23 protein-coding genes are annotated in these 23,210 nt (G+C 63.8%); 9 read left to right on the top strand and 14 right to left on the bottom strand.

The window, feature by feature from the left end; translation table 11 throughout:
• Window positions 1-200: 200 nt before the first annotated feature.
• From LZ585_RS10830 to LZ585_RS10820, 3 genes are read left to right on the top strand one after another with little or no spacing between them, the layout of a single operon-like run.
• Window positions 201-899 (top strand): type 1 glutamine amidotransferase, encoded by a 699-nt coding sequence (locus LZ585_RS10830; RefSeq protein ID WP_234853581.1) that lies wholly within the window; start codon window positions 201-203, stop codon window positions 897-899.
• A complete protein-coding gene (locus LZ585_RS10825; RefSeq protein WP_234853580.1) occupies window positions 896-2,254 on the top strand; it encodes a glutamine synthetase family protein in 1,359 nt (452 codons plus the stop codon). The genes LZ585_RS10830 and LZ585_RS10825 overlap by 4 nt, the downstream gene beginning before the upstream one ends.
• Window positions 2,251-3,558 (top strand): NAD(P)/FAD-dependent oxidoreductase, encoded by a 1,308-nt coding sequence (locus LZ585_RS10820; protein WP_234853579.1) that lies wholly within the window; start codon window positions 2,251-2,253, stop codon window positions 3,556-3,558. Before LZ585_RS10825 ends, LZ585_RS10820 begins: the two co-directional genes overlap by 4 nt.
• On the opposite strand, the gene LZ585_RS10815 is transcribed toward LZ585_RS10820, so the two are convergent.
• The 11 genes from LZ585_RS10815 to LZ585_RS10765 all read right to left on the bottom strand — a co-directional run bounded on the left by LZ585_RS10815 (window position 3,555) and on the right by LZ585_RS10765 (window position 14,120).
• Entirely contained in the window at window positions 3,555-4,001 is a 447-nt protein-coding gene (locus LZ585_RS10815) for a tellurite resistance TerB family protein (protein WP_234853578.1), read from the bottom strand. The genes LZ585_RS10820 and LZ585_RS10815 overlap by 4 nt on opposite strands.
• Before the next feature lie 109 nt (window positions 4,002-4,110).
• On the bottom strand, window positions 4,111-5,016 hold the full coding sequence (ppk2, locus tag LZ585_RS10810) for a polyphosphate kinase 2 (RefSeq protein WP_234853577.1): 906 nt from the start codon (window positions 5,014-5,016) through the stop codon (window positions 4,111-4,113).
• A gap of 61 nt (window positions 5,017-5,077) precedes the next feature.
• A complete protein-coding gene (locus LZ585_RS10805; RefSeq protein ID WP_234853576.1) occupies window positions 5,078-5,542 on the bottom strand; it encodes a hypothetical protein in 465 nt (154 codons plus the stop codon).
• 1 nt (window position 5,543) lies between these two features.
• Window positions 5,544-5,927 carry a monovalent cation/H(+) antiporter subunit G gene (gene mnhG, locus LZ585_RS10800; protein WP_234853575.1) on the bottom strand — a complete coding sequence of 128 codons (384 nt, stop codon included), beginning with the start codon at window positions 5,925-5,927 and terminating at the stop codon, window positions 5,544-5,546.
• Window positions 5,924-6,205, bottom strand: a complete 282-nt coding sequence (locus tag LZ585_RS10795; RefSeq protein ID WP_234853574.1) for a K+/H+ antiporter subunit F — start codon at window positions 6,203-6,205, stop codon at window positions 5,924-5,926. Before LZ585_RS10795 ends, mnhG begins: the two co-directional genes overlap by 4 nt.
• Window positions 6,202-6,687 carry a Na+/H+ antiporter subunit E gene (locus tag LZ585_RS10790; protein WP_234853573.1) on the bottom strand — a complete coding sequence of 162 codons (486 nt, stop codon included), beginning with the start codon at window positions 6,685-6,687 and terminating at the stop codon, window positions 6,202-6,204. The genes LZ585_RS10795 and LZ585_RS10790 overlap by 4 nt, the downstream gene beginning before the upstream one ends.
• The gene (locus tag LZ585_RS10785) at window positions 6,684-8,336 is read right to left on the bottom strand and encodes a monovalent cation/H+ antiporter subunit D (protein WP_234853572.1); all 1,653 of its coding nucleotides are present in this window, start codon (window positions 8,334-8,336) and stop codon (window positions 6,684-6,686) included. Before LZ585_RS10785 ends, LZ585_RS10790 begins: the two co-directional genes overlap by 4 nt.
• On the bottom strand, window positions 8,333-8,677 hold the full coding sequence (locus LZ585_RS10780; RefSeq protein WP_234853571.1) for a Na+/H+ antiporter subunit C: 345 nt from the start codon (window positions 8,675-8,677) through the stop codon (window positions 8,333-8,335). Before LZ585_RS10780 ends, LZ585_RS10785 begins: the two co-directional genes overlap by 4 nt.
• Window positions 8,677-11,562: a monovalent cation/H+ antiporter subunit A gene (locus LZ585_RS10775; RefSeq protein ID WP_234853570.1), complete on the bottom strand. Its 2,886-nt coding sequence runs from the start codon at window positions 11,560-11,562 to the stop codon at window positions 8,677-8,679. Before LZ585_RS10775 ends, LZ585_RS10780 begins: the two co-directional genes overlap by 1 nt.
• Before the next feature lie 229 nt (window positions 11,563-11,791).
• Window positions 11,792-12,868 (bottom strand): hybrid-cluster NAD(P)-dependent oxidoreductase, encoded by a 1,077-nt coding sequence (locus LZ585_RS10770; protein WP_234853569.1) that lies wholly within the window; start codon window positions 12,866-12,868, stop codon window positions 11,792-11,794.
• A 7-nt stretch (window positions 12,869-12,875) separates the two neighbouring features.
• Complete coding sequence (locus tag LZ585_RS10765) at window positions 12,876-14,120, bottom strand: aromatic ring-hydroxylating oxygenase subunit alpha (RefSeq protein WP_390625065.1); 1,245 nt, start codon at window positions 14,118-14,120, stop codon at window positions 12,876-12,878.
• A gap of 461 nt (window positions 14,121-14,581) precedes the next feature.
• Here LZ585_RS10765 and nrdH point away from each other — a divergent pair, with 461 nt between their 5' ends.
• The 4 genes from nrdH to nrdF all read left to right on the top strand — a co-directional run bounded on the left by nrdH (window position 14,582) and on the right by nrdF (window position 18,374).
• Window positions 14,582-14,803, top strand: a complete 222-nt coding sequence (gene nrdH / locus LZ585_RS10760) for a glutaredoxin-like protein NrdH (protein ID WP_234853568.1) — start codon at window positions 14,582-14,584, stop codon at window positions 14,801-14,803.
• A 7-nt stretch (window positions 14,804-14,810) separates the two neighbouring features.
• Entirely contained in the window at window positions 14,811-15,224 is a 414-nt protein-coding gene (nrdI, locus tag LZ585_RS10755) for a class Ib ribonucleoside-diphosphate reductase assembly flavoprotein NrdI (RefSeq protein WP_234853567.1), read from the top strand.
• Window positions 15,209-17,332, top strand: coding sequence for a class 1b ribonucleoside-diphosphate reductase subunit alpha (gene nrdE / locus LZ585_RS10750; RefSeq protein ID WP_234853566.1), 2,124 nt, complete (start codon window positions 15,209-15,211; stop codon window positions 17,330-17,332). Before nrdI ends, nrdE begins: the two co-directional genes overlap by 16 nt.
• A gap of 85 nt (window positions 17,333-17,417) precedes the next feature.
• Window positions 17,418-18,374: a class 1b ribonucleoside-diphosphate reductase subunit beta gene (nrdF, locus tag LZ585_RS10745; protein WP_390625064.1), complete on the top strand. Its 957-nt coding sequence runs from the start codon at window positions 17,418-17,420 to the stop codon at window positions 18,372-18,374.
• Here the strand turns inward: nrdF and LZ585_RS10740 are convergent.
• Entirely contained in the window at window positions 18,371-19,981 is a 1,611-nt protein-coding gene (locus LZ585_RS10740; protein WP_234853564.1) for an NAD(P)H-hydrate dehydratase, read from the bottom strand. The two genes, nrdF and LZ585_RS10740, sit on opposite strands and share 4 nt — an antisense overlap.
• Before the next feature lie 154 nt (window positions 19,982-20,135).
• Here LZ585_RS10740 and LZ585_RS10735 point away from each other — a divergent pair, with 154 nt between their 5' ends.
• Together LZ585_RS10735 and glnA are read left to right on the top strand one after the other, a co-directional pair.
• Complete coding sequence (locus tag LZ585_RS10735) at window positions 20,136-20,474, top strand: P-II family nitrogen regulator (RefSeq protein WP_126153840.1); 339 nt, start codon at window positions 20,136-20,138, stop codon at window positions 20,472-20,474.
• A 79-nt stretch (window positions 20,475-20,553) separates the two neighbouring features.
• Entirely contained in the window at window positions 20,554-21,960 is a 1,407-nt protein-coding gene (gene glnA, locus LZ585_RS10730; protein ID WP_234853563.1) for a type I glutamate--ammonia ligase, read from the top strand.
• Window positions 21,961-22,005: 45 nt separating this feature from the next.
• Here glnA and LZ585_RS10725 read toward each other — a convergent pair whose 3' ends face one another.
• Both LZ585_RS10725 and LZ585_RS10720 read right to left on the bottom strand, forming a co-directional pair.
• Window positions 22,006-22,887 (bottom strand): LysR family transcriptional regulator, encoded by an 882-nt coding sequence (locus tag LZ585_RS10725; protein WP_234853562.1) that lies wholly within the window; start codon window positions 22,885-22,887, stop codon window positions 22,006-22,008.
• Window positions 22,888-22,958: 71 nt separating this feature from the next.
• The gene (locus LZ585_RS10720; protein WP_234853561.1) at window positions 22,959-23,210 is read right to left on the bottom strand and encodes a hypothetical protein; all 252 of its coding nucleotides are present in this window, start codon (window positions 23,208-23,210) and stop codon (window positions 22,959-22,961) included.

The raw sequence follows: 23,210 nt of genomic DNA, 5'->3' as shown, positions 1-23,210 counted from the left end.
AAACCACAAATATACTCGATAAAAAGTCCATTTTAAAAATCCTGTCGGACCCTGATATATTAAATCAAACATGGAAAATTAATATTATTATTTATTGATCCTTATTCAGGGCTTGCCGGGAAACCGCGAAAAACGCCCCCTTGCGGCCCCCCCGTCCGGGCGACTACCTTCATGGCCGACAGCAACACCGCAGGTTCTTCATGCGTATCGGCATTCTTCAATGCGGCCAGGCGCCCGCCGAATTGAAGCAGGACATGGGCGACTATCCCGATATGTTCGTCCGGCTTCTGGACGGGCGCGGCTTTGATTTCCGCACTTTTCACGTCGAGGCGATGGAGTTCCCCGCATCCGTCCACGACGCCGACGGCTGGCTGCTGACCGGATCGCGCCATGGCGCATACGAGGATCACCCCTTCATCCGCCCGCTTGAACGCTTTATCCGCGACGCCTATGACGCGGCCGTCCCGCTGGTCGGCATCTGCTTTGGCCACCAGATCATCGCCCAGGCTCTGGGCGGCACGGTGGTCAAGCATCCGGGCGGCTGGGCCGTTGGCACGCATGATTACGATCTGGGCGGGGAAACCGTGCGGCTGAATGCCTGGCACCAGGATCAGGTGGTGGTGCTGCCCGAGGACGCACAGGTGGCGGGCCGCAACGAGTTTTGCGAGAACGCGGCCCTGATCTATGGCGACCGGGCCTATACCGTGCAGGCCCACCCGGAATTTACCGACGACTTCATTCGCGGGCTGATGGAGAAGCGCGGCAAGGGCCGGGTTCCGCAGGAACTGATGGACCGTGCGATCGACCGCATGGGAGAGGCCGAGGGATCAAGCGCGGTGGCCGACCGGATCGAGGCGTTCTTCAAGCAACCCCGCCCCATCGCCAAAGGTGCCGCATGAGCGATTGGATCGATGGCTTGCCCCAGGCCGCCCGCGATTTCGTGGCCGGCCGCCGCCTGGACGAGGTTGAATGCATCCTGGCCGACATCGCGGGCGTGGCGCGCGGCAAGGCCATGCCCGCGTCGAAATTCGCGCGCCAGGACAAGTTCTATCTGCCGAACTCGATCTTCCTGCAGACGATCACGGGGGAATGGGCCGACAACCCGGCGGGCGCGTTCACCGAACCCGACATGATCCTGACCCCGGATTTCAGCACCGCGACCGCCGCCCCCTGGACGGCCGACTGGACGCTGCAGGTCATCCACGACGCTTATGACCAGCAAGGCAACCCCGTGCCGATCGCGCCGCGCAATGTGCTGAAGCGGATCGTCGGTCTTTACGCCGAACGGGGCTGGAAGCCTGTCGTCGCGCCCGAGATGGAATTCTTCCTGGTCGCCCGCAACATCGACCCCAACCAGCCGATCATCCCGCCCATGGGCCGCACCGGCAGGCGGGCGGCGGCCAAGCAGGCCTATTCCATGTCTGCGGTCGATGAATACGGCAAGGTCATCGACGACATCTATGATTTCGCCGAGGCCCAGGGCTTCGAGATCGACGGCATCCTTCAGGAAGGCGGCGCGGGCCAGGTGGAAATCAACCTGAACCACGGCGATCCCGTCGCCCTGGCGGACGAGATCTTCTATTTCAAGCGCCTGATCCGCGAGGCCGCGCTGCGCCATGATTGCTTTGCCACCTTCATGGCCAAGCCCATCGAGGGCGAGCCGGGCAGCGCCATGCACCTGCATCATTCGATCATCGACGTGGCGACGGGCCGGAACATCTTTTCGGATGAAAGGGGGGCAGAAACCCCGCAGTTCCTGCATTTCATCGCCGGGATGCAGAAACACCTGCCTGCCGCCGTGGCGCTGCTGGCACCTTATGTGAACAGCTATCGCCGCTATGTCCCGGACTTTGCCGCGCCTATTAACCTGGAATGGGGCCGCGACAACCGCACCACCGGCCTGCGCGTGCCGATTTCATCGCCCGAGGCGCGGCGCGTCGAAAACCGGCTGGCGGGGATGGATTGCAACCCGTACCTGGGCATCGCCGCCAGCCTGGCCTGCGGTTACCTGGGCCTGGTGGAAGGGGAAAACCCCCGCGGGGAATGCCTGGGCGACGCCTATATGTCGTCGCAGGACGAACTGCCCTATAACCTGGGCGATGCGCTGGACATCATGTCCGACAGCGCGCCCATGCGCGGCGTGCTGGGCGAGGATTTCACGGCAGTTTACGAATCCGTCAAGCGCAACGAATACAAGGAATTCCTGCAGGTCATCAGCCCCTGGGAACGCGAACACCTTTTGCTGAACGTATGAAGCTGCTTTACGCCAACGACCGGCGCGGGGAATATCCGCCCAGCCTTTATGCCGAAACCTGCACGGCCTTGGACCGTTTCCCGCCGTTGAAGGGGGAAACGCGGGCGGACGTTGCGGTGGTCGGCGGGGGCTATACCGGCTTGTCCGCCGCCCTGCATCTGGCGCGGGCGGGTCGGGACGTGGTGCTGGTCGATGCGCATCGCGTCGGATTTGGGGCATCCGGGCGCAATGGCGGGCAGATCGGATCGGGCCAGCGGCAAGAAGTCGATTGGCTGGAAAGCCGCTTTGGCCGAGACACCGCCCGGCGGCTGTGGGCCTTGGCCGAGGATGCCAAGACGCTTGTCCGGTCCATGGCAGCGGAAGCCAATGTGCCGATTCGCGACGGCGTGGCCCATGCCTGCCGCAGCCTGCCCGAGGTGGACCACAGCGCCCAAATGGCCGCGCATCTTGCGGCGCATTACGATTACGACCGCGTGCAGCCCCTGGACCGCGAAGGCATAGCCGCGCATCTGGGCAGCACGGCCTATGCCGGTGGCGACGTGGATTGGGGCGCGGGACACGTGCATCCGCTGAACCTGGCACTGGGCATGGCCGGTCAGGCCGCGGCGGCGGGCGTGCGCATCCACGAGGGCAGCCATGTCCATCGGATTGAACACGGGACGGCAACGACAAAAAGCCGCGTGCTATGCGACACGGGCAGGATCGTCTGCGATCACGTCATCCTGGCCGGGAACGGCTATCAGGGCCGCCTGGATGCGCGGATCGCGGCGCGGGTCATGCCGATCAACAATTATGTCGTCGCGACCGAACCCCTGGGACCGGATTTCCCCGAGATCCTGCCCCGGCGCACGGCCGCCGCCGATACCAAGTTCGTGGTCAATTACTGGCGGCTGGACGACGACCGCCGCCTGATCTTCGGCGGGAGCGAGACTGTTCGCTATCGCTTTCCCAGCGACATTGCCGCCCTGGTGCGCCCGCATCTGCTGTCGGTCTATCCGCAACTGGCCCATCTTCGCATCACCCATGCCTGGGGCGGCACCTTGGCGATCACCATGAACCGGATGCCGCATTTCGCCCGGCCCGCTGCGAACTGCCTGTCGGCGGGCGGCTATTCCGGGCATGGGGTGGCGCTTGCAACCTTGGCGGGCAAGCTGATGGCCGATGCAGTGGCGGGGCAGGGCGACGGTTTCGACGCAATGGCGGCGATCCCGACCCGGCCCTTTCCGGGCGGCTCCATGCTGCGCAGCCCCCTGCTGGTGGCCGGCATGGCCTGGTACGGGCTGCGCGACAGGCTGGGGTTCTAGCGCCTGCCCGCGACCCGCTGGCGCTGGACGGCGGAATCGCGGTCTGTCACGCCCAAAAGGCTGGCAACCAGGCGTATCGCCGTTTCCTCATTGGCCGAGCGGTGATTGTCGGCAAGCGAGACTTCCCACAGGGCGCCGATGATGGCGGCCCGATCCTCGATCGAAACGCGCTCCTTGATCAGGCGCGTGAAGCGCACGGTGTCGGGGGCTTCGGCCTCGATCATCTCGGCCACGGCCCGGCGTTCGGCGGCATCCACCGGACCAAGGCCATGGATCCGGGCCAGGACTTCGTCGATGCGCCGCTTTTCGGCCGTGTTGTAATGATCGTCCGAACGCGCCACGCGCACCAGCAGGGCGGCCACTGCAACCTCGGCGTCTTCCGCAACCAGGGGTCGCGGATCGGGATCTTCCGTGAACAGGCGGTTCAACAGATTGCGAAACATTCCCCACCTTACGATGCCATGGACAACATTCAAGGATTAAGGACGCAACTATTCTTTTGTTATACCGCACGTTGACCAAAGGGCAAGAGGATCGGCCGCCCCCGGCGCGTCAATATCGTTGCGGCACATATAGTTCGCGCGACAGCACGTCGCGTTCATAGTCCGGGTTGAACACTCGGTCGGGCAAGGTCACCTCTTCCGACGGGACATCGATATAGGGGACCAGATCCAGTAGGTGGCTCATGCAGTTCAGGCGGGCGCGCTTCTTGTCGTTGGCGGGGACGATATACCAGGGTGCCTCGGGGATGTTGGTGTGTTCCAGCATATCCTCCTTGGCCTTGGTATAGGCTTCCCAGCGGACGCGTGATTCCAGATCCATGGGCGACAGCTTCCATTGCTTCAGCGGGTCGTGGATGCGCATCAGAAAGCGCATCTGCTGTTCCTCGTCGGTAATGGAAAACCAGTATTTCACCAGCCGGATCCCCGACCGGACCAGCATCCGTTCGAATTCGGGAACGTCCTGGAAGAACTGGTCCACCTCGTCCTCGGATGCGAAGCCCATCACGCGCTCGACGCCCGCGCGGTTGTACCAGCTGCGGTCGAACAGCACGATTTCGCCGCCTGCGGGCAGATGGGGGACATAACGCTGGAAATACCACTGGGTCTTTTCACGGTCGGACGGGGCGGGCAGGGCCACGGTGCGCACCACGCGGGGGTTCAACCGCTGGGTGATGCGCTTGATCGCGCCGCCCTTGCCCGCGCTGTCGCGGCCTTCGAAGATGACGACGACCTTTTCCTTGTGATGGGACACCCAGTCCTGCAGCTTGATCAGCTCGGTCTGCAGGCGCAGCAATTCGCGGAAATACAGTTTCCGGTCCATCTGTTCGGGCCGCTTGTCGCGATAGATGCGGCGGATTTCCTCGGACAGGACGGCGTCTTCCAGCTCAATCTCGTAATCCTCGTCGAGGGTTTCCATAAGCTCGGCTTCCAGCCAGTCCTTTGGTGCGTCGGTCATGGTCTCAACTCCGGGCAATACAGGGTTCGTCTAGGGCAGGAACGTGTCGGATTTGCGTCGGTCAGCGCGAAAACCGCGCGGCGCAGGCGGGCGTGACGGCCAGCACGAAATCGGCGCGCCCGCCATCGACCGTGCCGCACCACTGGCCTGTCACGGTGAACAGGCTGCGCGTGCCGGTGGCGGGGCGATAGGCGATGCGCCGGCCGTTCACGTCGAACAGGTTCAGGACGCCGCCGGGATTGGCCGCGTAATATCCCAGGACATTGCCGTCGGCGGTGATGATCAGGCGCCGTTCATTATCGGGATTGCCGGGCCGGTTCTGCCAGGTGGTGCCGGCATTGGCGGTATTGCCCGACGAATTCCAGGCGGCATTGGGGGAATTGGCGGGGCTTGCCGGGTTGTTGGCCGGATGGCCCGGACCCAGGTCAAAGGGCAAGCGGGTCTGGTCCAGCACGATCAGCGGCGCGTCCGCCTGGGCCATGGCGGCGGCCAGGGACAAGGCGACGGCTGCAAACAGGGCGCGCATGTCAGCCCTGGGTCGTCTTGTCGCCCGGCTCGGGGCGGGTCCGCATTTCAGGGGGCAGGATGTCGGACCCCTCGGCCCGGTCGCGTTCCAGGGACGCCCGGCCCAGCATCATCAGCGTGATCGGCGCTGTCACGACGATGCAGAAGCCGATCACGAATTCATGCACGATCGCCCGCCCGTCGATGAAACTGAACATCAGCGCGGATGCGATGATCAGGCTGCCCGTTCCCCAACTGGTCGCCAGCGTAGGAGCGTGGAGCCGGTCATAGAACGAATGCAGCCGCGCAAAGCCAAGCGCGCCGATCAGGGTCAAGGTCGCGCCAAGCACGACGAAAAAGGCGACCGGGATCGCCACGACAAGGGGGACGGCTTGCAGCGGGCTCATTCGATCACCTCGCCGCGGAACAGGAACTTGGCAAGCGCGACCGAGGACACGAAACCCATGATGGAAATGACCATGGCCGCCTCGAAGAAAAAGGCGGTGCCAAGCTGCATGCCGGTCACCAGGAACAGCAGCATGATGGAGACATACAGCGCATCAAGCGCCAGAACCCGGTCCTGCGCACGCGGGCCGCGCAACAGCCGCGTGCCGACAAGACAGCCCGCAAGCGCCAGGGCGATCTGGGCGTAAGCCAGGGCGAGGGACAGGATAATCTCGCTCATTCGAAGATCTCCATCAGCATGGGTTCATAGGTCTGGCCGACCATCTGGTGGTAATGATCGGCCTGGTTGCCATCGAAGATATGCAGGGTCAGGATGCCGGTGTCCGATCCGTATTCCAGCCAGGCCGTGCCGGGCGTCGCCGTCAGGATGATCGCCAGCAGCGCCAGGGCGTTTTCGTCCCTGACCGTCAGGGGGATTTGGATAAAGGCCGATTTGCGCGTGCCGCGTCCTTCGGTCAGCAGCAGCCGGGTGACCTGGATATTCGACCGGATCACGTCCACGATCAGGGTCACGAACAGCCGGGGAATCGTCCGCCAGCGCCGGATCCGGGGCGTGGCGGGATGCAGCGCGGTATAGGCCCAGCCCGCAATCAGAGCCAAACCCGTTCCCAGGATCAGATAGCCCAGCGAAAAGCGTGTCAGCATCAGCCACAGGCCGATCATGCAGAGCGACAGGACCGGATGGGGGAACAGCCGTTTCATGGCTGGTCCTCCCCGGCATCCGTTTCGTCCTCGGGCCGGTCGGCGGCGCGGGGCGTGGCAAAGACGCCATAGGCATAGGCCGCCGTATCGTGCAGCGCATGGGCGGTGCCGGTGGTATAGCGCAGCATCGCCTCGGCCCGGAAGCTGATCAGGGACAGGATCACCAAAAGCGCGATCACCGGGGCGATCTCCAGGGCAAGGACGCGCGGCAGCGGGATGTCATTGGCCCAAAAGGTCTGGATGCCGATCCGCGCCATGCCGATCAGCGTGGCGAAACCCGACAGGATCAGAAGCGCGACAAAGGCCCAAGCCAGGCCCGCCGGCAATGCGGACTGCGTGATCAGCGGCTGGATCATCGCGATCTTGCCGATGAAGCCCGGCAGCGGCGGCAAGCCCGCCAGCATCAGCACGCACAGCGCAAAGCAGATGCTGAGAACGGTCATCGTCGCCGGGATCGCCAGGCCCACGTCCGGCACCTCGTCCAGGTCGCTGTCGTCGACGCCGTATGCGTCGGCGGTCAAGGCCAGCATGGCGGCGATGCCGCCATCCTCGCGGTTCATCGGCTCGATCAGCAAGAACAGCGCGCCGGTCGCCAGCACCGACCCGACCATGTAATACAGCGTGCCCGCCAGCATCGCCTGTCCGCCGCCCGCAAGCGCAAATCCGGTGATCCCCAGCACCGTCCCCGACGAGATCAGCACCGAATGCGCGGCCATCCGCCCCAGGCCCTGCGAGGCGAGGATGCCCAGCAGCCCGAACAGCACCGTGATCATCCCCAGGACGATCAGGATGCTTGCCCCGAAACCGGCCGATGCGCCGCCGGTTTCCCCAAACAGCAGCATCGCCAGCCGCAGGATCGCGTAAACGCCCACCTTGGTCATGATCGCGAACATCGCGCCGACCGGGGCAGCGGCGGCCATATAGGCGGTAGGCAGCCAGAAGTTCAGCGGCCAGATGCCCGCCTTGACCAGAAAGGCCACGGCCAGGATCGCCACGCCCGCGTGCAGCAGGGGCCGATCCTCGCCCGGCATCGACGACACCAGGTTCGCCAGATGGGCCATGTTCAGCGTGCCGGTGACGCCATAGATCAGGCTGACCCCGATCAGGAACAGCAGCGATGCGGCCAGGTTGATCGCAATGTAATGCAGCCCCGCCCGAACCCGCAACTGCCCCGATCCGTGCAGCAGCAGGCCATAGGACGCGGCCAGCAGGATTTCGAAGAACACGAACAGGTTGAAGATGTCGCCGGTCAGAAAGGCGCCGTTCAGGCCGACCAGCAGGAACTGGAACAGGGAATAGTAATGCGGACCCTGCCTGGCCCACCCCGCGCCGGAATAGACCAGCGACGGAATCGCCAGCAGCGCGGTCAGGACCAGCATCATCGCCGCCAGCCGGTCCAGCACCAAGACGATGCCATAGGGCGCCGACCAGTCGCCCAGCAGATAGAAGCTGATCCCTTCGGCATCGCTGATATCGCCGCCGGTCTTGGCGCGCACCACCAGCTCGACGGCAATCAGCAGTTGCGCCGCGACCGAGATCAGGCTCAGCCAGAATTTCGCCTGCCGCTGCCGGTCGTCGTAAAGCAGCATCAGCGCGCCCGCGACGAAGGGGATCAGGATGGGCGCGATGATAAGATGTTCGCCGATCACTGGCTTCGCTCCTTCCCGTCGACATGGTCGGTGCCGGTCAGCCCGCGCGACACGATCATCACCACCAGGAACAGCGCCGTGGTGGCAAAGCTGATGACGATGGCCGTCAGCACCAGGGCCTGTGGCAGGGGGTCGGCATACAGGGTGGGATCGACGAAGCCCCCCTTGGGCATGATGGGCGGCGCGCCCGGCGTCAGGCGGCCCATGGAAAAGATGAACAGGTTGACCGCATAGGACAGCAGGCACAGCCCGATGACCACCTGGAAACTGCGCGGCCGCAGCAGCAGCCAGATGCCGGATGCCGACAGGATGCCGATGGCCGTGGACAGGATGATCTCCATCAGGCGGCTTCCTTCCTGGCGGCGATCTCGTCCGCTTCGCGCCTGCGGCTGGCACGCAGCGACTGGTGGGCAATGGCGATCAGCATCAGCACGACCGCGCCGACCACGGTGGAAAAGACCCCGATGTCGAACAGCAGCGCGGTCGCCGCCGGGACGTCGCCCACCAGCGGCACATGGACATAGCGAGCATAGGCCGTCAGGAAGGGATAGCCGAACAACCAGGCGCCCATGCCGGTGGACACCGCCCCCAGCAGGCCAAAGCCCATCCAGCGGATCGGCAGAACGGTGATGCGCGCCTCGACCCAGCGGACGTTCGTGGCGATGTACTGGATCAGGAAGGCGATGGCCAATGTCACACCTGCGGCAAAGCCCCCGCCCGGCAGGTCATGGCCCCGGAAAAAGAAATATCCGGCCACCATGATAAGGATCGGGAACATCCAGATCATCACGGTCGAGGGCACGAACAGGTAATCGTCCAGCGACGGGCTGTCGTCCACGGTCTGCTGATAGGGGGCCTCCACGCTTTCGGGGGCGGGGCGGAACCGGCGCAGCAGGCCGTAGACGGTCAGCCCCACGATCGCCAGCACGGCGATTTCGCCAAAGGTGTCAAAGGCCCGGAAATCGACAAGGATCACGTTCACGACATTGGTGCCGCCGCCCTCGTAATAGGCGTTGCCCAGGAACCAGTCGCCCACATTGCTGACCACCGGGCGCGTCATCACGGCGAAGGCGATGGAGGCCATGCCCAAGCCGCCCACGACGGCGATCACCAGGTCGCGGCTGCGGCGGATCTTGGCGGGCAGCAGCTTGTCCTCGGCGATCTCGGACCGGCGCTTGGGCAGCCAGCGAAGGCCCAGAAGCAGCAGGACCGTCGTCACCACCTCGACCAGCAACTGCGTCAGGGCCAGGTCGGGCGACGAGAACCAGGCGAATGTCAGGCAGGTCACGACCCCCGCGCCGCCCACCAAGACCAGGGCGGCAAAGCGGTGATACTTGGCCTGCCAGGCGGCGCCGATGGCGCAGGCGGCGCCAACGGTCCACAGCATCGCAAAGGCCGGGTTCGGGGCAAGCAGCCGCAGCTCGGGCGCCCAGGTCAGGCCCGCCCACAGCGATGCCACCGCAACCGCGATGGCGGCCAGCACCAGCAGGCGCAGTTGCGGCTGCAACGCCTCGGTCGAAAGCAGGCCATGGGCCAGGCGCGGCAGCCGCCAGGTCAGGCGGAACAGCAGCCAGTCGTAAACCCGCTGCCCGCGCAGCCGGTGCAGAAGGAACGGGCCTTCGGGACCGGCGGCGATGGACTTCGAGCTGAGCGCATAGATCAGCGCCCCAACCCCCAGGGCCACCAGGCTGAGCATCAAGGGTGCGTTCACCCCGTGCCAGACGGCGATCTTGTAGTAAGGCATATCCATGCCCGCCACCGACCGCGCCGCCGCATTGACGGCTGGCCCCAGCGTCAGCGCCGGGACGATGCCCACCAGCAGGCAGATCAGCACTAGCAGCTCCACCGGGCGGCGCATCCAGGCGGGCGGCTCGTGCGGGGTTTTCGGCAGGTTGGTTGCTTGCGGGCCAAAGAACACGGTCGCAATGAAGCGCAGCGAATAGGCCACCGATAGGCAACTGCCGACAACGGCGAAATAGGGCAGGGCGTTGTCCAGCCAGGTGCCGTTGTGCCAGTCCACCGCCTCGGCCAGGAACATTTCCTTGGACAGGAAGCCATTGAGCAGCGGCACCCCGGCCATTGCCGCGGCGGCGACGATGGCCAGCGTCGCGGTAATCGGCATGGGCCGCAACAACCCGGACAGGCGGCGCATGTCGCGCGTGCCGGTTTCGTGGTCGATGATGCCCGCCGCCATGAACAGGGATGCCTTGAAGACCGCATGGTTGCAGATGTGGAATATCGCGGCCAGGATCGCCACCGGCCCGCCGATCCCGGCAAGCGCGGTGATCAGGCCCAGGTGGCTGATCGTGGAATAGGCCAGCAGCCCCTTCAGGTCGTGGCGATACAGCGCCACCGCCGCCCCCAGGATCAGCGTGGCCATGCCGATGCTGGTGACGATATAGAACCAGGCCTCGGTCCCGCCCAGGACGGGGGAAAACCGCACCAGCAGGAACACGCCCGCCTTCACCATCGTCGCGGAATGCAGAAAGGCCGATACCGGCGTCGGCGCCGCCATGGCGCCGGGCAGCCAGAAATGGAACGGGAACTGCGCCGATTTCGTGAACGCGCCCAGCAGGAACAGGCCCAGGATCGCACCATACCAGGGATGCGCCCGGATGGCGTCGCCCGACCGCAGGATGATCCCCAGGTCATAGCTGCCGGCGACCTGGCCCAGCATCAGCATGGCTATCAGCAGGCATAGCCCGCCAAGGGCGGTGATGATCAGCGCCGTGCGTGCCCCGTCCCGCGCCGCCGCCCCCTGGTGCCAGAAGCCGATCAGCAGGAAGGACATGAAGGATGTCAGTTCCCAGAAGACCACCATCCCCAGCACGTTGCCGGAAATCAGGATCCCCTGCATTGCCCCGGTAAAGGCCATCAGCAGCGCGAAGAAGCGCGGCAGGGCATCGCCCGGCCCCATGTAATAGCGCGCATAGATCACCACCAGGATGCCGATGGACAGCACCAGCGTGGTGAACAGCCAGGCAAAGCCGTCCATGCGCAGGGCCAGGTTCATCCCCAGCGAGGGCACCCATTCCATGCTGGCGCGCAGGACGCCGCCCCCGCGGATGCCCGGCAGGAACCCCGCCAGGATCGCCAGCCCCGCCGCCAGCGACAGGCCCGACAGCCAGGTCGATGCGCCGCGCGCGGATTGCGGAAGGGTCCAAAGGATCAACGAGGTCGCGAAGGGAAGGCAAGCCAGCAACAGGAACAGATTGTGTTCGGCCATTGTCGCCTTGCCCTCACCTCAGTAAATATGACGCCTTTCCCGGCACATGGCCGCGTAGCCCTGACCTTCCAGGCACGGAGGACAAGCTGCACGAGGCATTCGGGAACAAGAACCCGAATGCCTTTCGCCCCGGGCAAGATCAAGACCAGATTGCCCGCAGCGGGGGGATTTATCCAACTTTTCCGTTATCGGAACCGGAAGGCGGGCGCGGGCCGCGACGCGGCTGCGCTCAGACCTCGACCTCGATCCTGCCCATGGGGTGGGAACAGCAGGCCAGGATGTAACCCTCGTTGATATCGTCGTCGCTGATGCCCCCGTTGTGGACCATGTGAACCTCGCCCGACAGTTTCCTGATCTTGCAGGTGCCGCACAGCCCGAAGGTGCAGCCTGACGGAATGTTCAGCCCCGACCGCTTGGCCACGGCCAGAACCGTGTCGGTTTCCGCGCAAGGGGCGGTGACGCCGCTGCTGACAAAGGTGATCTGGGCCTTTGCCCCTTCCTCGGGGGCGATGTCGTCGATGACCGGGGCATCGGCTTCGGTCCTGATGGGGGCGCCGAAGCTTTCCTGGTGGTAATGGTCCATGTCGAAGCCCAGCGAGACCAGCATCTCGCGCACCGCGAGCATGAAGGGTTCCGGGCCGCAGCAGAACACTTCGCGTTCCAGGTAATCGGGGGCCATCAGGCCCAGCATGATCTGGTTCAGGCGGCCCAGATAGCCGGTCCAGGCGGTGAAGGGGTCATTCTCCTCGACCGTGAAGCGCAGTTGCAGGCCGGGCACGCGGTCGGCGAATTGTTCCAGCCTGCGGCGAAAGATGATGTCGGACGGCGCGCGGGCGGCATGAACGAAGACGATGTCCGGCATCTCGCCCGAATCCCAGGCCCAGGTCGTCATCGACATCATCGGCGTGACGCCCGACCCGGCCGAGATGAACAGGTGCTTTTTCGCCGGGTGGCGGTGGCTGGTGAAAATTCCCGACGGGCCATAGGCCTTGATCCGCATTCCCGGCCGCAGATGATCCAGCATCCAGCGAGTCGCCAGCGACGTGCGCTGCGCCTTGACCGTGACCGAAATCGACAGCGGCCGCGATGGGCTGGAACTGATCGTATAGGTCCGCTGTATGTTGCCGGACGGCAGGGGCAGGTCCAGCGTGATGAATTGCCCCGGCTGGTAATCGAACCACGCCCCCGACGGCGCTCGGAACGTGAAGGTGGCGGCGTCCGCGGTTTCCGGGACCACCATCGCGCATTCCAGCATTTCGTCTTCGGACCACGGCTCGGCGGCCCAGTTCAGGCGTGGCTTCTTCATGCCTGTCTTACTCCGCCGCGACGCTTGTGGGGGTCAGCCTGCGCGCCATCAGCCCGCAATACCAGTCGATCAGGTGGATGACGCCCGCTTCCTGCGTCGGCGAATAGGGTCCGGGCTGATAGGCGGGGGACAGGATGCCGCGCTGGTTTTCCTCGACCACCTGGCGATCCTCGTCATTGGTGTTCAACCAGACCTCGGTCAGGGCCTTGAGGTCATAGTCCTTGCCTTCCACCGCGTCCTTGTGGACCAGCCATTTGGACGTCACCTCAGTTTCCGTGGGGCTGAGGGGCAGGATGCAGAAGACGATGGCGTGGTCGGGCAGGAAGTGGTTCCAGCTTGACGGGAAGTGATAGAACATCAGGCTGCCCGCGTCGTTCCAGGGGATCGACCCCATCCGCTGCGTGACCGCCGCCTTGCCCGACATGGTAAAGCTTTCCTGGTTGTCCATCAGCGGCACGCGCGCCATGCGCCATTGCATATCGGGCGCATTGGTGAACCGCGACGGCAGGTTGGCCGCGTCGCAGCGCGCCCAATGGTCCAGGATCTCGGGGCTGGCGGAATTCGGGCCTTCCATCACCGTCATCAGCGGATCGTCGGAATAGGTCCGGCACAGCGAGGGGTGCGAGCCGCCGCAGTGATAGCATTCGCGGTTGTTTTCCATCACCAGCTTCCAGTTGCCCTTTTCCACGATGGTCGAGGAGAAGGCGACCTTGCTGTCGGCGATGGCAGACGGCGCGACATAGCGCGTCAGGTTCGCGGCCAGGTCGTTGATCGCGGGCGGGATCTGGGCCAGGCAGATGAAGATCATGCCGCCCAGATCGACGCAATGGACCGGCTTCAGCCCGTATTTGCTGGCGTCGAAATCCTCGCCCATGTCGCGGGCGTACAGAAGCTTGCCGTCCAGGTCATAGGTCCACTGGTGATAAGGGCAGACCAGTTTTGGGTTGGACCCGCTGGTCTTGGCGCACAGCCGCTGGCCGCGATGGCGGCAGACGTTGTGAAAGGCGCGCACACGCCCATCGGCGCCGCGGATCACAACCACCGGATAGGCGCCCACGTTCATGGTGACGTAATTGCCGGTCTTGGGAATCTCGCAGGACGGCCCCGCGAAAAGCCATTCGCGATACCAGATCTGTTCCAGGTCGTCCTGGAAGGCCTGCTGGCCGCAATACAACTCGCGCGGCAGGGAAAAGCCAGGGATGCGTTCTGCGATCAGGCTGGCGGTCGAGGTCGTATTCATGTCTGGACCCATGGAGGTGCTGGCTGTTATGGGGTGCAAATTAGCGCAATTGCGACTTGGCCGTGGCCGGATTGCGACCTTGTGTCGCGTGATTGAGACATCGCCGGGCAGTCCTGCGGCAATCCTGGCTTCCAGAAAAATCCGGTGCGGCAATTTAGCGACATAGGGCGAAAAGGCGGAACCGAATCGCGTGTCAAGCGATAACCACATGTTGACGATTTGAGGATGTTCGTGTCTATATCCTGTGGTCGAGACGCGGTTTTGCGATTTTCATTGCGGCAGGGCGGGTTACCGCTTTTCTGGTCTGGAAAGTCCCTGATTGCGACCGACTGGCGGGCCCGGCAAGCTATCGGCAAGGGGCCAGAGCAGGCCAAGACAGAAATGACACCGGGCAAGGGTCCGGCGCTGTGGCCTGCGGGGTGCCCCCTGCGGCCATGACGCCTTCTTTTGTCCAGAACGAAGGAGCAGTGGGCATGACCATCACCGTTTATTCCAAACCCGCCTGCGTGCAGTGCACCGCGACGACCCGTGCCCTGGATGCACGCGGCCTGTCCTATGACGTGATCGACCTGACCGAGGACGCGGCAGCGATGGAGCGTGTGACCGCGCTTGGCTATCGCCAGGCCCCTGTGGTGATCGCGGGCGATGCGCACTGGGCGGGGTTCCGGCCCGACATGATCGGCCGCCTGGCCTAAGCCGGTCATGGCGGGGCTGGTCTTTTATTCCTCGGCATCGGGCAACACGGCGCGGTTTGTGGCGCGACTGGACCTGCCCGCGCTGCGGATCCCGATCCGGCCCGCCGATCCGATGCCGGTCGTGGATGCGCCCTTTGTGCTGATCTGCCCGACCTATGCCGATGGGCAGGGGCGGGGCGCGGTACCAAAGCAGGTGATCCACTTCCTGAACGACCCCCGCCGCCGGGCGCTGTTGCGCGGCGTGATCGGCGGGGGCAACCGCAACTTCGGCGCGACCTATGCCCTGGCCGCGCGCGTGATTGCCGACAAATGCACTGTTCCCGTGTTGTGGCGATTCGAGCTGGCGGGGACGGATACCGACATTCAAAAGGTCCGCGCGGGCCTTCATCAATTCCGGGGGTTGGAATGCTTGACGGCCTGAAGCCTGAACTCGATTACCACGCGCTGAACGCGATGCTGAACCTGTATGACGCGGACGGGCGCATCCGGTTCGACGCCGACCGCATGGCCGCGCGGCAGTATTTTCTGCAGCACGTGAACCAGAACACCGTCTTCTTCCATTCGCTGGACGAGAAACTGGATTACCTGGTCGAGGAAGGCTATTACGAGCCCGAAGTTCTGGACCAGTATTCCAAGAACTTCCAGCGCACGATCTGGGACGCCGCCTTCAAGCGCAAGTTCCGCTTTCCGACCTTCCTGGGCGCGTTCAAGTATTACACCAGCTATACCCTGAAGACCCGGGACGGCCAGCGTTACCTGGAACGCTACGAGGACCGCGTGGTCATGGTCGCCCTGGCCCTGGCGCGCGGGGACGAGGCGCTGGCGATGAGCTTCATGGAAGAAATGCTGTCGGGCCGCTTCCAGCCGGCCACGCCCACCTTCCTCAACGCCGGCAAGAAGTCGCGGGGCGAGCTGATTTCGTGCTTCCTTTTGCGGATCGAGGACAACATGGAGTCCATCGGCCGGTCCATCAACTCGGCGCTGCAACTGTCCAAGCGCGGCGGCGGCGTGGCATTGATGCTGACCAACCTGCGGGAAGCCGGGGCGCCGATCAAGGGGATCGAGAACCAGTCGTCGGGCGTCATCCCCGTGATGAAGCTGCTGGAGGATTCGTTCAGCTATGCCAACCAGCTTGGCGCGCGGCAGGGGGCGGGGGCGGTGTACCTCAACGCCCATCACCCCGACATCATGCGCTTCCTGGACACCAAGCGGGAAAACGCGGACGAGAAGATCCGCATCAAGACGCTGTCGCTGGGCGTGGTGATCCCCGACATCACCTTCGAATTGGCCAAGAAGAACGCGGATATGTACCTGTTCTCGCCCCACGATGTGCAGAAGGTCTATGGGGTGCCATTTTCCGAAATTTCGGTCACGGAAAAATATGCCGAGATGGTGGACGACAAGCGCATCAAGAAGCGCAAGATCAACGCGCGCGAGTTCTTCCAGACCATCGCCGAGATCCAGTTCGAAAGCGGCTATCCCTATATCATGTTCGAGGACACGGTGAACCGCGCCAATCCCGTGCATGGCCGCATCACCATGTCGAACCTGTGCAGCGAGATCCTGCAGGTGAACGAGGCCTCCGAGTTCAACGAGGATCTGTCCTATTCGCACCTGGGCACCGATATTTCCTGCAACCTGGGATCGCTGAACATCGCGGCGACCATGGACGGCCCCGATTTCGGCGCCACCATCGAGGCTGCGATCCGCGCCCTGACCGCCGTTTCGGAAATGTCGGCGATCGAGGCGGTGCCCTCGATCCGGCGCGGCAATGACGAGGCCCATGCCGTGGGCCTGGGGCAGATGAACCTGCACGGCTTTTTGGCGCGCGAGCGGATCCATTACGGGTCGCCCGAGGGGGTGGAGTTCACGTCGGTCTATTTCGCGGCCGTGGCCTTTCACGCCATCCGCGCATCGAACCTGCTGGCGCAGGAACATGGCCGGACCTTCAAAGATTTCGACAAGTCGAAATATGCCGACGGGACGTTCTTCGACAAATACACCGACCGCGACTGGCTGCCCACGCTGCCCGATGTCGCGCGCGTGTTCGAAGGCATGACCCTGCCCGCGCGCGACGACTGGGCCGCGCTGAAGGCCGATGTGATGCAGCACGGGCTGTATAACCGCAACCTTCAGGCGGTGCCGCCGACCGGGTCGATCAGCTATATCAACAACTCGACCAGTTCGATCCACCCGATCGTGTCCAAGATCGAGATCCGCAAGGAAGGCAAGATTGGCCGCGTCTATTACCCCGCCGCCTTCATGTCGAACGACAACCTGGAATATTACCGCGACGCTTACGAGATCGGCCCGGGCGCGATCATCGACACCTATGCCGCCGCGACCGAGCACGTGGACCAGGGCCTGAGCCTCACGCTGTTCTTCCCGGCCGAGGCGACGACGCGGGACATCAACCGCGCCCAGATCCATGCCTGGAAGAAGGGCATCAAGACCATCTACTACATCCGCCTGCGCCAGACCGCGCTGGAGGGGACCGAGGTCCAGGGCTGTGTGTCCTGCACTCTTTGAGCCAAGGCCGGGGGCCAGCCCCCGGACCCCCGGGATATTTAAGCCAAAGCAAAGAGAGGGGTTCTTCGCGATGAAGGATCAAGTGATGCAGACGGTCGCGCGCGCGATCAACTGGAACCGGTTGGACGATGAGAAGGATCTGGAGGTCTGGAACCGCCTTACGGTGAACTTCTGGCTGCCGGAAAAGGTGCCGCTGTCCAACGATGTGCAAAGCTGGGCCACCTTGCGCCCGGCCGAGCGCGAGTTGACGATCCGCGTCTTTACCGGGCTGACGCTGCTGGACACGGTGCAGAACACCATCGGCGCGCCGTCCATGATGCCCGACGCGATCACCCCGCATGAAGAAGCGGTGCTGTCGAACATCGCCTTCATGGAGGCGGTCCATGCGCGGTCCTATTCCTCGATCTTCTCGACCCTGTGCCTGACCAAGGAAGTGGACGAGGCCTTCCGCTGGGCCGAGGAAAACCCGCATCTGCAAGCGAAGGCGCGGCTGATCCTGGAAGAATACAAGGCAGGCAGCGACCCGCTGAAGCGCAAGATCGCATCGGTCTTCCTGGAAAGCTTCCTGTTCTATTCGGGCTTCTATCTGCCGATGTACTGGTCCTCGCGCGCCAAGCTGACCAACACCGCCGACCTGATCCGCCTGATCATCCGCGACGAGGCGGTGCATGGTTATTACATCGGCTACAAGTTCCAGCGGGCGCTTGAGCGCGAGACCGAGGCGCGTCGGGCCGAGTTGAAGGACTTCGCCTTTTCGCTGATGTTCGAGCTTTACGACATCGAGCAGCGCTATACGGCGGAACTCTATGACGGGATCGGTCTGACCGAGGATGTGAAGGCCTTCCTGCATTACAACGCCAACAAGGCCTTGCAGAACCTGGGCTTTGAGGCGCTGTTCCCGCCATCGGTCTGCGAGGTGAACCCGGCAATTTTGGCCGCCTTGTCGCCTGACAGCGAGAACCACGATTTCTTCAGCGGCTCCGGGTCGTCCTATGTGATCGGCAAGGCGGTCGCGACCGAGGACGAGGACTGGGATTTCTAGACGTCCATGTCGCGCAGGACCTGCGGGATCATCTCGGGCAGGTCGTCGGCGATCAGGCCGGGGCCGAACAGGCGCGCGGCCTTGGCGTGAATCAGCGTGGCAGTGCTGGCGGCGTCCAGCGGCTGAAACCCGCGCGACAGCAGGCCGGTGATGATCCCGGCCAGCACGTCACCCGCTCCTGCGGTGGCAAGCCAGGGGATGTCGAAGGCGGAATGAATGCGGGCGCTGCCATCAGGGGCGGCGATCACCGTGTCCGGGCCTTTCAGCAGGATCACGGCGCCGCAATGGGCGGCGGCATCGCGGGCAGCATCGATTTTGGAATAGGCGGGGCCGCAGGCCGGGGTTTCCGACAGCCGTTGTGCGAGGTCGGGAAACAGCCGCGCGAATTCGCCCATGTGAGGGGTCAGGACGCAGTTCCCGTGAAGCGCAGCGACAAGACCTGGTTCGCGCGACACGGCAGTCAGTGCATCGGCATCCAGGACGACAGGGCGGCGGGCCAGTAAGACCTCGGCCAGCAGGGCAGCCGCGCGGTCGATGCCGCAGCCTGGCCCGAGGCAAAGTGCGTTGATGCGCTTGTCGGCCAGCAGGTCGCGCAGGGCATCGGAGCCGTCAATGCCGCGCCGCATCAGGGCATCCGGCTGGCCTGCATGATCCGGCAGCGCGTCTTGCGGCGGGGCAATGGTGACAAGGCCCGCGCCGATGCGCAGGGCGGCCCGGGCCGACAGGCGGGCGGCACCGCCCTGGGCCGGGCCTCCGGCAAGGATCAGGGCATGGCCGTGGCTGTATTTGTGCGGGCTTGCAGCGGAGTGTTTCGGCAGTTGCCCCCCTGGCAAAGATCCGGTCCGCCTTGTGTGTGGAATGCCGAACCTTGGCCAGATCGCCTCCAGGCGGGCGGGTGGCTGGCATTCGCTGTCGAAATGGCGTGCTCTCCAGCCGGTCAAGCCTATATCGGCGACAACCAGCTCGCCGCACAGAGCAGGACCAAGGCCGATCAGATGGCCGGGTTTCGGGCTGTCGAAGGCCACCGTCAGCCGGACACGGGGAGCAAACGCGCCGCCGTTACCGGAATTGCCCAAGGGAACGCCGGCGTCCATGCACATCCCGCTGGGACAATCGACCGCCATCAGGCGGGGCCGATAATAGCCTGTATCGCCGCCCGATCCGCCAAGATGCCCAAGAACCTGGGAGACCTCTCCCTCAGGGGCGCGAGTCAGGCCGGTCCCGAAGATCGCATCGACATAGACATCGCTTTCCGCCCCGCTCCGCAACTCCTGCTCGGTCAGCGGCGCGACCCCACCAATCTCAAGCCACTGCCGCTTCATCTCGGCCGCATCCGGTCCCGGCGTGTTCTCCATCCCCAGCACCCGCACCCGCCAGCCTGCCCGGTGCAGCAGCCGCGCCACGACATAGCCATCGCCGCCGTTGTTGCCCGGACCGCACAGCACCGTCGCGCGTCCCGCCTTGGACCAGCGGAGCCGAATCTGGCCCGCGACGGCACGTCCTGCCCGCTCCATCAACTCCAGCCCCGTCACCTGTCCACTGGACATTGCCGCAAACTCGATGGCGCGCATTTGGGCGGTGGTCAGGACTTCGGTGCCTGTCAGCATGACATTTGCCCTTTTATTAATCGGAACGCACAAAAAAAAGGCACAAACCCTTGGTCTGATCGTTTGCGCGGGCAATCCGTGCCGCATCCCGTTTACCCACGCCATGAAACCCGCCAATCAGGCGTCAGACAAGCCGCGAGGAAGGATCATTGCGATGAAGAAGATCGAGGCGATCATCAAGCCGTTCAAGCTGGATGATGTAAAGGAAGCGCTTCAGGAAGTGGGCGTGCAGGGTCTTTCCGTAACCGAGGTCAAGGGCTTTGGCCGCCAGAAGGGCCATACCGAGCTTTATCGCGGCGCCGAATATGTGGTCGATTTCCTGCCCAAGGTGAAGATCGAGATGGTGCTGCCCGACGACCAGGTCGATGCCGCCATTGACGCCATCGTCGGCGCGGCACGCACCGAAAAGATCGGCGACGGCAAGATTTTCGTATCGCCTGTCGAGCAGGCAATCCGCATTCGCACGGGTGAAACCGGCGACGACGCTGTCTGAACACAAGAAGAACAATATCCCAACAGGATTATCGCGCCCGGCAGGACGGCCGGGCCGCACCTACGCAGAAAGGGAAGAGATGACGGTCAAAGACGTTTTGAAGCTTCTGAAGGACGAGGAGGTCGCCTATGTAGACGTCCGCTTCACCGATCCCAAGGGCAAGCTTCAGCATGTGACGCTGGATGTCGATCTTATCGACGAAGACTTCTTCGAGGAAGGCTTCATGTTCGACGGGTCATCCATCGCCGGCTGGAAGTCCATCGACCAATCCGACATGAAGCTGATCCCCGATCCGGCTTCGGTTTATCTGGATCCGTTCTATGCCGAAAAGACGCTGTGCGTGCATTGCAACGTCGCAGAACCCGACACGGGCGAGGCTTACAGCCGCGATCCGCGTGGAACCGCCGTCAAGGCCGAAGCCTATCTGAAATCGACCGGCATCGGCGACACGGCCTATTTCGGTCCCGAGGCCGAGTTCTTCATCTTTGACGACGTGCGTTACCAGGTTTCGCCGCAAAAGGTGTCCTACCAGATCGATTCTGTCGATGCGGCCTGGAACACCGATACCGAATACGAGATGGGCAATACCGGCCATCGCGCGGCCCACAAGGGCGGCTATTTCCCGGTCAACCCCATCGATGCCGCCCAAGACATCCGGGGCGAGATGCTGTCCACCATGAAGCGCATGGGCATGAAGGTGGACAAGCACCACCACGAGGTCGCCTCAGCGCAGCACGAACTGGGCCTGATCTTCGGCGGTCTGGTCGAACAGGCCGACAACATCCAGAAATACAAATACGTCATCCACAACGTGGCCCATGCCTATGGCAAGTCGGTGACGTTCATGCCCAAGCCCATGAAGGGCGACAACGGGTCGGGGATGCACGTCAATATGTCGATCTGGAAGGACGGCAAGCCGTTGTTTTCCGGCGACAAATATGCCGATCTGAGCCAGGACGCGCTGTATTTCATCGGCGGCATCCTCAAGCACGCCAAGGCGCTGAACGCGCTGACCAACCCGGCCACCAACAGCTACAAGCGGCTGATCCCGGGGTTCGAGGCGCCGGTGCTGCGGGCCTATTCCGCGCGCAACCGGTCGGGCTGCGTCCGTATTCCGTGGACGGAATCGCCGAAAGCCAAGCGCGTCGAGGCCCGTTTCCCCGACCCGGCGGCCAACCCCTATCTGGCCTTTGCGGCCCTGCTGATGGCGGGCCTGGACGGGATCAAGAACCGGATCGACCCCGGCCCCGCGTCGGACAAGGACCTGTACGACCTGCCCCCCGAGGAACTGGCCGAAATCCCGACCGTCTGCGGCAGCCTGCGCGAGGCGCTGGAGGAGCTGGAGAAGGACATGGACTTCCTGCTGCAGGGCGATGTCTTCACCCGCGACCAGTTGGAATCCTATATTAAGCTGAAATGGGAGGAGGTTTATGCCTATGAGCATACGCCCCACCCGATCGAATACGCGATGTATTACAGCTGCTGACCGCATGGGACAGTGACCGGAAAGGCGCCCTTCGGGGCGCCTTTTTCATGAGAGTTGCAGCTTGGATGCGAAATCCAGGAAGCTGCGCATGGCCCCTGTCAGCAGCTTGCCCGAGGGATAGACCAGGCTTACCGGCAGATCGGGCAGGGCGTATTCGGGCATCAGGATCACCAGCCTGCCTGCCTCGACATCGTCGCGGATGATGAATTCCGGCAAGAGCGCCAGTCCCCTGCCATTCACAGCCATGGAATGCAGCAATTCGGTGTTGTTGCTGAAAAAGCTAGGCCGCACCGGCTGGCGGATCGTGCGGCTGCCCCGGCGCAGGGGCCAGGTCAGGTTGCCAGGCAGGTTCGTGTAATGCAGGCAATGATGGCGCAGCAGGTCGGCGGGTCGTTCCGGGCGGCCGTTCCGGTCAAGGTAATCGGGTGCCGCCACAAGCATGATGCGGACCGTGTGCAGCTTGCGCGCATACAGGGTCGAATCCTTGAGGTTGCCGATGCGGATCACGGCATCGAAGCCGTCGCCGATGATGTCGCTGGCGCCGTCGTCCAGCACGATCTGCAACTGGACGTCGCGATGGCGCTCCATGAAGTCCAGCAGATGCGGTTGCAGCACCTTCAGCGTATAAAAGATCGGGCTGCCGATCTTGAGCGTGCCTGACAGGTTGCCCGAGGCGTCCTTGACCGATTCGGTCGCGGCATCCAGCCGGGCCAGAACCTCGCGCAGGTCGCGGCTATAGGACAGGCCCATGGGGGTCGGCGTCACCTTGCGGGTGGTGCGCGTCAACAGGCGGACGCCCAGATGCGTCTCCAGATCCGCGACGTGCTTGCTGCACAGGCTGCGGGAAATGCCCATCCGCAATGCGGCGGTCGAAAAGCTGCCTTCGTCAACGACGCTGACAAAGGTGCGAAACACGCTGATGTCCATGCGTCACCATGCACCGTGCCGCGGAAAAGGAAAACCGCCCCAAGGGGGCGGCTTTCGACATCGTGGCGCGGTCAGCGGATATAGGTGGACCGTTCGCCGGGGGCGGTAAAGTCGCTGACGGTCAGTTCGGCATCGGCATCAAGCCCGGCCCGTTCCAGTTCCTTCGAGGACAGGACATCCGCGGCCTTGACCTGCACGGCACTGGTCGCGACGACGGGGGCGGTCGGCATATCGGAATCGGAATTGCCCGAGTTGTAGCTGGCCGCTTGTGCGGTGCCGGTTGCCAGGATCAGGGCGCCAAAAACGGTTGCAAGGGTTTTCAT

It is taken from the genome of Paracoccus everestensis, assembly GCF_021491915.1.
In the GTDB taxonomy this organism is placed as follows: Bacteria; Pseudomonadota; Alphaproteobacteria; order Rhodobacterales; family Rhodobacteraceae; genus Paracoccus; species Paracoccus everestensis.
The sequence above is the reverse complement of the archived record's forward strand: the minus strand, read 5'-3'. Positions and strand labels throughout refer to the sequence as shown.